This window comes from Streptomyces sp. AcH 505, from assembly GCF_000818175.1.
GTDB lineage: Bacteria > Actinomycetota > Actinomycetes > Streptomycetales > Streptomycetaceae > Streptomyces.
This window is the reverse complement of the sequence record NZ_JTIY01000001.1, coordinates 1,741,818-1,750,916: the sequence shown is the minus strand read 5'-3', so window position 1 is coordinate 1,750,916 and position 9,099 is coordinate 1,741,818. Positions and strand designations below refer to the sequence as shown.

The following is a 9,099-nucleotide window of genomic DNA, read 5'->3' as shown; positions in this document are numbered from 1 at the left end:
GGCGGCTCGGGGCAGCAGCCGGCCAGGACCGGCTGAGCGTGACTACGGCCTGACCGGGTCCGCCGGGTGCGGCGCCACCAGCGGCAGCTCGGTCGCGACGCGCCGCTCGCACAGCTCGGCCAGCACATCGTACCCCTCCTTGCCCATCAGCTCGGTCAGCTCGGGGCGGTACGTCTTGTACACCGGCTCGCCCGCGCCGTGCGCCGACGTCGCAGACGTGCACCACCAGTGCAGGTCATGGCCGCCGGGACCCCAGCCGCGCCGGTCGTACTCGCCGATCGACACCCGCAGCACGCGCGTGTCGTCCGGCCGGTCGATCCAGTCGTACGTGCGGCGCACCGGCAGCTGCCAGCACACGTCCGGCTTCGTCTCCAGCGGCTCGCGGCCCTCGCGCAGCGCGAGGATGTGCAGCGAACAGCCGGCGCCGCCCGCGAAGCCGGGACGGTTCTGGAAGATGCAGGAGCCCTGCCAGCGGCGCGTCTGGCGCTCACCGTCGTCGTCGGTCTGGGTCCAGCCCGTCGATGTCCCCTCGTCGTGGAACTGCCACAGCTCGGGGGTGAGGCGCGCCACATGCCCAGCGACGCGCTTCTCGTCGTCCTCGTCCGAGAAATGCGCCCCCAGCGTGCAGCAGCCGTCATCGGCGCGGCCCGCCTCGATGCCCTGGCAGCCGCTGCCGAAGATGCATGTCCACCGTGAGGTGAGCCAGGTCAGGTCGCAGCGGAAGATCTGCTCGTCGTCGGCCGGGTCCGGGAATTCGACCCAGGCCCGGGCGAAGTCCAAGCCCTTCTCGTCGTTCCGGCGCGGATTCTGCTTGTCCGGGGCACTGGCTTTGCCCTGCTTCGCCTTTTTCGTCTTTGGCACAAGCCCCAGCGTATGCGCGTGACGGCGATAGCGTTCCGCCCATGAGACTCGGAGTCCTCGATGTCGGTTCGAACACCGTTCATCTGCTCGCGGTGGACGCCCACCGCGGCGCGCGCCCGCTGCCCGCGCACTCACACAAGGCGGAGCTGAGGCTCGCCGAACTCCTCGACGAGGACGGTGCGATCGGGGCGGAGGGGCTGGACCGGCTGGTCGCGACGATCGCCGAGGCCGCCCAGGCCGCCGAGGACCAGGGCTGCGAGGACGTGCTGGCCTTCGCGACCTCGGCCGTGCGGGACGCCAGCAACGTCGAGGTCGTCCTCACCCGGGTCAGGGCCGAGACCGGTGTCGACCTCCAGGTGCTCACCGGCGAGGAGGAGGCCCGGCTCACCTTCCTCGCCGCCCGCCGCTGGTTCGGCTGGTCGGCGGGCAAGCTGCTGGTGCTCGACATCGGCGGCGGCTCGCTGGAGATCGGCTACGGCATCGACGAGGCGCCCGACACCGCCGTCTCGCTGCCGCTGGGCGCCGGCCGGCTGACGGCGGGCTGGCTGCCGGCCGATCCGCCGGACCCGACGGACGTACGGGCGCTGCGCCGCCATGTGCGGGCCGAGATCGCCCGTATCGTCGGCGAGTTCGCCAGGTTCGGCAGTCCCGACCATGTGGTGGCGACGTCCAAGACCTTCCGGCAGCTCGCCAGGATCGCCGGCGCGGCCCGCTCGGCGGAGGGGCTTTACGTCCAGCGCGAATTGAGTCGTTCGTCACTGGAGGAATGGGTTCCGAAGCTGACCGGCATGACGGCGGAGCAGCGCGCGGGGCTGCCGGGCGTCTCGTCGGGCCGGGCCCCTCAGCTGCTGGCCGGAGCGCTGGTCGCCGAGGCGGCGATGGATCTGTTCCGGGTCGGCACCCTGGAGATCTGCCCCTGGGCGCTGCGCGAAGGCGTCATCCTCCGCCGTCTCGACCACCTCCCGACCACCTGAGGCAGGCTCCCGACCACCTGAGGGAGGCCCGTACGCTGTCTTCGTGGCAGATCCAGTGGTGCGCGTCCCCGATGCGAAGGTCGCCCTGTCGACGGCCTCTGTTTACCCGGAGTCCACGGCGACGGCCTTCGAGATCGCCGCACGCCTCGGTTACGACGGCGTCGAGGTCATGGTCTGGACGGATCCCGTCAGCCAGGACATCGAGGCGCTGCGCAGACTCTCCGACCACCACGGCGTGCCGATACTCGCCATCCACGCGCCGTGTCTGCTGATCACCCAGCGGGTCTGGTCGACCGACCCCTGGACGAAACTGCTGCGCGCCCGCGCGGCGGCCGAGCGGCTGGGCGCGTCGACGGTGGTCGTACATCCGCCGTTCCGCTGGCAGCGGCAGTACGCGCGCGACTTCGTCGACGGCATCTGGCGCATGGCCCACGAGACCGACGTGCGGTTCGCCGTCGAGAACATGTACCCGTGGCGCTACCGCGACCGCGAGATGCTCGCCTACGCGCCCGACTGGGACGTCACGAAGGACGACTACCGGCACTTCACCGTCGACCTCTCCCACACGGCGACCGCCCGTACCGACGCCATGGCGATGATCGACCGCATGGGCGACCGGCTGGGGCATGTGCATCTCGCCGACGGCAACGGTTCGGCGAAGGACGAGCACCTGGTGCCGGGGCGCGGCACGCAGCCGTGCGCGGAGCTGCTGGACCGGCTGGCGGTCGGCGGGTTCGACGGGCATGTGGTGATCGAGGTCAACACCCGGCGGGCGATGTCGGCGGCGGAGCGGGAGGCGGACCTGGCGGAGGCGCTGGCGTTCACCCGGCTCCACCTGGCCTCACCCTCGCCCGCACCGGCCCCTGCCCCCACCCCGGCGCCTGCGGCGACCGCGACCCCGGCGCCGTCGAAGCCCCGGTCGTCCGAAGCGCGGTCGTCCGAGGGGCGGTCGCCGTCGAAGCCCCGGTCGCCCAAGGTCCGGCCGTCCAGGTCCCGCCGCTCATGACGGACCCGCACCCGCATCCGGCCCCCGGCAGGCGCGGCCGTGGCCGCCCCGCCCGTACGGAGCGGGACGAAGGCCCCGGCGCCCGGGAGCGGATCCTGACGGCGGCGCGGACCGAGTTCGCCGAGCGCGGCTACGACAAGACGTCCGTACGGGGCATCGCCAAGGCGGCCGGCGTGGACGCCGCGCTCGTCCACCACTACTTCGGTACGAAGGACGAGGTCTTCGCAGCCGCCATCGAGGTCTCCTTCGAACCGGCCCTGCTCGTGCCGTCCCTGCTGGCGGGCGACACCGACCACCTCGGGGAGCGACTGGCCCGGTACTTCATCGGCGTCTGGGAGAACCCGGCCACCCGGGCCCCGCTGCTCGCGATCGTCCGCTCGGCCCTCACGCACGAGGCGGCGGCGAACATCCTGCGCGCGTTCGTCCTGCGCCAGCTGCTCGGCCGGATCGCGGGCGAGCTGGACGTACCCGACCCGACGTTCCGCGCCGAGCTGGCGGCCTCGCACCTGATCGGGATCTCGCTGCTGCGGTACGTGATCAAGGCCGAGCCGCTGGCCTCGGTGGATCCGGAGGAGATCATCGCGATGGTGGCCCCCACGCTGCAGCGGTACTTGACCGAAAGCTGAACACTCGTCCCGCATTCCGGACGAGCTGTCCAGATCTTGGATCCGGGGCGTACGCTCGAAGGCAATCATTTCTGCTGGAGGATCTGCCGACGCAGCAGTCGACCGATCCCATGAAGGAGCGAGCGACGATGCCCGAGCTGAGGTCCCGCACTGTCACCCACGGCCGCAATATGGCGGGCGCGCGAGCCCTTATGCGTGCGTCGGGCGTAGCGAGCGAGGACATCGGCAAGCCGATCATCGCCGTTGCCAACTCCTTCACCGAGTTCGTGCCGGGCCACACGCACCTCGCGCCGGTCGGCCGGATCGTCTCCGAGGCGATCAAGGCGGCGGGCGCCGTGCCGCGCGAGTTCAACACGATCGCCGTCGACGACGGCATCGCGATGGGCCACGGCGGGATGCTGTACTCACTGCCGTCCCGCGACCTGATCGCGGACTCCGTCGAGTACATGGTGGAGGCGCACTGCGCCGACGCGCTGATCTGCATCTCCAACTGCGACAAGATCACGCCGGGCATGCTGATGGCCGCGCTGCGGCTCAACATCCCCACGGTCTTCGTCTCCGGCGGCCCGATGGAGGCAGGCAAGGCCACCCTGGTCGACGGCACGGTCCGCAAGCTGGACCTGGTCAACGCCATGTCGGACGCGGTCGACGAGTCCATCTCGGACGCCGACATGCTCCGTATCGAGGAGAACGCCTGCCCCACCTGCGGCTCCTGTTCGGGCATGTTCACCGCCAACTCGATGAACTGCCTGGCCGAGGCCATCGGTCTGGCCCTCCCCGGCAACGGCTCGGTCCTCGCCACCCACACGGCACGCAAGGCGCTGTACGAGAACGCCGGCCGGACGGTCGTGGAGATCACCAAGCGCCACTACGAGCAGGACGACGCGACGGTCCTGCCGCGCGCCGTCGCCACCCGCGCCGCCTTCGACAACGCCATGGCGCTGGACATCGCCATGGGCGGCTCGACCAACACGATCCTGCACCTGCTGGCAGCGGCGCAGGAAGCCGAGCTGGAGTACACGCTCGAAGAGATCAACGCCGTCTCGCGCCGCGTCCCCTGCCTGGCCAAGGTCGCGCCGAACGTCGCGCCCGGCGGCACGTACTACATGGAGGACGTCCACCGCGCCGGCGGCATCCCCGCGATCCTCGGCGAGCTGTACCGGGGCGGGCTGCTCAACGAGGACGTGCACACCGTCCACTCGACCGGCATCAAGGACTGGCTGGAGACGTGGGACGTGCGCGGCGGCTCCCCGTCCGAGGAGGCCGTCGAGCTGTGGCACGCGGCCCCCGGCTGCGTCCGCTCCGCCACGGCCTTCTCGCAGTCGGAGCGCTGGGAGACGCTGGACACGGACGCGGCGGGCGGCTGCATCCGTGACGTCGCCCACGCGTACAGCGTGGACGGCGGCCTGGCGGTCCTGCGGGGCAATCTCGCCGAGGACGGCTGCGTGGTGAAGACGGCGGGCGTGGACGAGTCCATTTGGACCTTCGAGGGCCCGGCGGTCGTCTGCGAGTCGCAGGAGGAGGCCGTCGACAAGATCCTCCGCAAGGAGATCACCGACGGCGACGTGGTCGTCATCCGCTACGAGGGCCCGCGCGGCGGCCCCGGTATGCAGGAAATGCTGTACCCCACCTCGTACTTGAAGGGCCGCGGCCTGGGCAAGACCTGCGCCCTGGTCACCGACGGCCGCTTCTCGGGCGGAACTTCGGGCCTGTCGATCGGCCACGCCTCGCCGGAGGCGGCGTCGGGCGGCACGATCGCGCTGGTCAACGACGGCGACCGGATCCGGATCGACATCCCGAACCGTTCGATCGAACTGCTGGTGAGCGACGAAGACTTGGCCGCCCGCCGCGCGGCTCTGAACGGCGTCTACGCCCCGGCGAACCGCGACCGCAAGGTCTCGGTGGCGCTGCGCGCGTACGCGGCGATGGCGACGAGCGCGGACAAGGGAGCGGTGCGGGACATCACGCGCCTGGGCTGACGCTTCGCAGCCGCCGACGCGGCGCGTATCCGGTCCGCCGGGGTCACCAGCGGGCCGGATCGCCGCTGTCGACGGCGAACACCGACCCGTCGGGCGCGGTGGCGACGACCTTGCCGGGAGCGACGACGGGCGGCGGCAGCGTGGGCACGAGCGTCCGGGCCGCGGCGTCCATCCGGGGCTTGGTCTGCCCGAGCAGCGCCCCGGTCACCCCGTCGACGGCGAGCAATCGCCCGTCCCCGGCGCTGACATAGACCCGCTTCCCGTCGACGGCGGGCCGCGAGGCGCGCGTGACGGACGTCTCCAGCCGCCAGCGCTGCACACCTTCGCGGGTGTCGACGGCGAGCAGCGAGCCGGTGTAGCCGACGACGTAGACGATGTCGTCGGCGACGGTGGCTTGGGCCTGTTCGACGGGGGCGGGGAGCCGGGTGCGCCTGACGTCGTGGGTCTTGGCATCGAGACGTATGACGGCGTTCGTCCCGTCGTCGATGTTCTGGGACAGCAGGAACAGCGCGTCGTCCGAGGCGCCGGTGGCAGTCAGGGAACCCGTCAGCCGCTTCTTCCAGAGCACCGCCCCGGTCACGGGGTCGATCGCCTTCACGTCGGTGAAGGCTTGGTCCGGTGACTGCGTCGCGATGAACAGCCGGCCGCCGGTACCGCTCGCCCAGAGGGAACTCGGCTGCGCCGGCCGCAGATTCCAGCGCTCCCTCCCTGTGGCGCTGTCCAGCGCTCGCACATGCCGCCCGTCGCCCGTCATCAGTACGACCGAGTCTTCCGCGTAACGGACCGTGGGGTACTGGGAGATGTCGGCTTCCCAGCGCTTGGCTCCGGACGCGGGGTCGATCGCCTCCAGCCGCAGGGCACCAGGTGCGACGACGTACAGCAGGCCGCCGGTGAGGACGGGGGCGGTGTCCCCGGCTGCTACGCCCGTGACATCGGTGTCTTTCACCGACCACTCCACGTGGCCGTCCGCCTGATCGAGGCGTGCTGCCGCGATACCAGGAGCCGTGCAGTAGAGGCTCGGACCGTCGGCCGAGCACAGGGGGGCCCTGTTCTCTGTCGTCGAGCTGCGGAGCATGGTCTGCCAGGGCCGGAACTTCTTCTCCACCGGGGAGTTGGCGTGTGTGCTGCCGGAGGTCTTGGTTCCCGAAGCGAGCTGTACGCCGAATAGGCATCCCGCGGCGACTGCGACCAGGGCGACACCCGCCGCCGCCCAGCGCACCCGCGGGCGGGCCAGCGGGCCGCGCGGGCGGGCGGTGGCGCGAGGATGCGTCGCCGCAGCCGCGCTCGCCGTACGGTCCCCGCCCCGCCGCGCCGGTACGAACGGCGTCGCACCGCGTGACGACGGATGGAGCATGGCCATCAATTCGTCCGGCGTCGGCCGGTCTTCCGGCTGTTTCGCCAGGCAACTCTTGATCAGCGGAAGGAGCTTCTCCGGAACTCCGGTCAAGTTCGGGTCGTTATGCACGACTTGGTAGGCGACCACATAGGGACTGTCCGAATCGAAGGGACCGCGCCCGGTAGCCGCGTGCACCAGCACCGCACCCATCGCGAAGACATCGGCCGCAGGACCGACATCGCGTGGCCGCTGGAATTGCTCGGGCGCCATGAACGGCGGTGTACCGATCAATTTGCCGGTCTCGGTCCGCAGGTCGCTGTCCGTCGGCCGTGAGATACCGAAGTCGATCACTTTCGGGCCGTCCGCCGCCAATAGGACATTGCTCGGCTTGAGATCGCGGTGCACCACGCCCGCCCGGTGGATGTCGCGCAGCCCTTCGGCGAGTCCCGCGCCGAGCAGGACGAGTTCGTCGTCCTTGAGCGGACCGTTCCGCTTCACTTGTTCGGACAGGGTGGGACCGTCGATGAAGAGGGTGGCCATCCAGGGCCGCGGCGCCTCCGGATCCGCGTCGACCACGGGTGCGGTGAAGGCACCGCTCACCCGCCGCGCGGCGGCGACTTCCTGCCGGAAACGGGCCCTGAACTCGGAGTCCTGCGCATGGTCGGCATGAATGACCTTGACGGCGATGCGCATCCCCGAGGCCGATGTGGCCAGATGGACCACACCCATTCCGCCCGAGCCCAGACAGGACTCCAGCTCGTACCGCCCGGCATACTCCGGAAGTTCCGCTTCCGGGGCAGATCCAGTGTTGCGCAGTGGTGGCATTGCCCACCCCCGTGTGTTCGTGCACAAGCGCGACGCACCGACCTTAGTCGATGATGCGTGCGATCCAGCCATGGGTTGCTAGCCTGCGCGGCGCAGGGAGTACGCCATCAACGAGGGGGGACCTCATGGCTGTTGAAGAAGTCGAGAACACCACGGAAGAAGTCGGGACGCTGGCCGCCGAAGGGCTCGCGTCCACGCACTATCCGCTCGCGCCGGGCTACCGCGTAAACGTCCGCAGCGGACCGGGCACCAACTTTGGAGTCGTGCGCATTCTGCCTGCCGGAACGCGGGTACCGATCAACTGTCAGACGCCGGGGACCAGGGAAACCGGCCCGTACGGAACGTCGAACATCTGGGACAACATCGGCAACGGTCAGTTCATCTCCGACACTTTCGTGAAGACAGGCAGTGACGGATATTTCACCGTCCGCTGCGCCTGACTCGCGCGAGGCGTGGGCACGGTAGTTCCCATGCTGACCAAGAGAACGATCTCAACGCTGGGCGGCGCAGCCGCCGCCGTCGTACTGCTCTTAACGACGACTCCGGCTGCGCATGCCGCAGAGGTGACCGTGGTGGGCTCCGGCTCTGCGGTTGAAACCCTCCGCTATCCGATCGCGCCGGGCTACGTCGTGAACGTACGGAGCGGTCCCGGTACGAATTACGGCATTGTGCGGAGACTTCCCGCCGGCACCCGCGTACCGATCAACTGCCAGACCCCGGGCACCACCGAGACCGGCCCCTACGGGACCTCGAACATCTGGGACAACATCGCCAACGGGCAGTTCATCTCGGACACCTTCGTGCAGACAGGCAGTGACGGGTACTTCACCGTCCGCTGCGCCTGGCCACCCCCCTCCGCCCACCGGGGATAATCGACCCCGTGAGCGAGCACACCGAACACCCCGAGCAGCACGACGTACAGAACGGGCATCCCGAAACCACCCGGGCCGCCGCCTCCGCAGCCGCGGGGGCGGGCGGCTCGGGCGGCGCGGGCGGTCCCGTGCCCGAGACCCTGCGGTTCTTCGGGACCACCTGGCTCCGGCGCGACCGCGGCTACGCCGCGCGCCGTGTCGCCGTCGCCGTCGGGTCGCTCGTCACCGCCTTCGCCGCCTGTCTCGTCCTGCGGTTCGCCTACGACGGGATCGAGCTGGCGAAGGTCGGCTCCTTCGTCGGTCTGCTGGTCGTCGTGGTCTTCGCGGTGTGCAGCGCCGTCGCCTTCCGCAAGACCTGGGAGGGCTTCAGCCGCCGCCCCGCCGACCCCGCCCGTGAGGAATCGCTGCGCAGCTTCAAGGCCATCGGCTTCATCGGCTCGCTGATCGCGTACTTCCTCCGCTCCCTCTACGAGGCCCCCGGCGAGACCCTGCGCCGCAAGGAGTACGAGCAGGCCGTCGTCGAGTACGAGCGCCGGCGCACCACCCGCTCCGGCAACCCGGCCGCCCGGCGCGGCGCCAGCGGCGGCAGCGGTGGCGCCGGCAGCGGCGGTGGCGGCAAG

9 protein-coding genes are annotated in these 9,099 nt (G+C 70.5%); 7 read left to right on the top strand and 2 right to left on the bottom strand.

Annotation, left to right across the window (positions count from 1 at the left end; genetic code table 11):
• Window positions 1-42: 42 nt before the first annotated feature.
• Window positions 43-780: a hypothetical protein gene (locus HY68_RS08130; protein ID WP_241778750.1), complete on the bottom strand. Its 738-nt coding sequence runs from the start codon at window positions 778-780 to the stop codon at window positions 43-45.
• A gap of 122 nt (window positions 781-902) precedes the next feature.
• Between HY68_RS08130 and HY68_RS08125 the strand changes: the two genes are divergently transcribed.
• From HY68_RS08125 to ilvD, 4 genes are all read left to right on the top strand, one after another.
• Window positions 903-1,835, top strand: a complete 933-nt coding sequence (locus tag HY68_RS08125; protein ID WP_041986235.1) for a Ppx/GppA phosphatase family protein — start codon at window positions 903-905, stop codon at window positions 1,833-1,835.
• 43 nt (window positions 1,836-1,878) lie between these two features.
• Window positions 1,879-2,841 carry a sugar phosphate isomerase/epimerase gene (locus HY68_RS08120; protein WP_241778497.1) on the top strand — a complete coding sequence of 321 codons (963 nt, stop codon included), beginning with the start codon at window positions 1,879-1,881 and terminating at the stop codon, window positions 2,839-2,841.
• Window positions 2,838-3,467, top strand: a complete 630-nt coding sequence (locus tag HY68_RS08115) for a TetR family transcriptional regulator (protein WP_041986233.1) — start codon at window positions 2,838-2,840, stop codon at window positions 3,465-3,467. The genes HY68_RS08120 and HY68_RS08115 overlap by 4 nt, the downstream gene beginning before the upstream one ends.
• Window positions 3,468-3,595: 128 nt before the next feature.
• The gene (gene ilvD / locus HY68_RS08110) at window positions 3,596-5,446 is read left to right on the top strand and encodes a dihydroxy-acid dehydratase (RefSeq protein ID WP_041986231.1); all 1,851 of its coding nucleotides are present in this window, start codon (window positions 3,596-3,598) and stop codon (window positions 5,444-5,446) included.
• A 43-nt stretch (window positions 5,447-5,489) separates the two neighbouring features.
• On the opposite strand, the gene HY68_RS08105 is transcribed toward ilvD, so the two are convergent.
• The gene (locus tag HY68_RS08105) at window positions 5,490-7,607 is read right to left on the bottom strand and encodes a serine/threonine-protein kinase (RefSeq protein ID WP_041986228.1); all 2,118 of its coding nucleotides are present in this window, start codon (window positions 7,605-7,607) and stop codon (window positions 5,490-5,492) included.
• 125 nt (window positions 7,608-7,732) lie between these two features.
• On the opposite strand from HY68_RS08105, the gene HY68_RS08100 reads away from it, so the two are divergent.
• The 3 genes from HY68_RS08100 to HY68_RS08090 form a co-directional block, all read left to right on the top strand.
• Entirely contained in the window at window positions 7,733-8,047 is a 315-nt protein-coding gene (locus HY68_RS08100; RefSeq protein WP_041986225.1) for a peptidase, read from the top strand.
• Between the two features lie 30 nt (window positions 8,048-8,077).
• Window positions 8,078-8,479, top strand: a complete 402-nt coding sequence (locus tag HY68_RS08095) for an SH3 domain-containing protein (RefSeq protein ID WP_107070063.1) — start codon at window positions 8,078-8,080, stop codon at window positions 8,477-8,479.
• A 128-nt stretch (window positions 8,480-8,607) separates the two neighbouring features.
• Window positions 8,608-9,099, top strand: a 492-nt coding sequence (locus HY68_RS08090) for a hypothetical protein (protein WP_063779701.1), incomplete at its 3' end; no start/stop codon positions are given.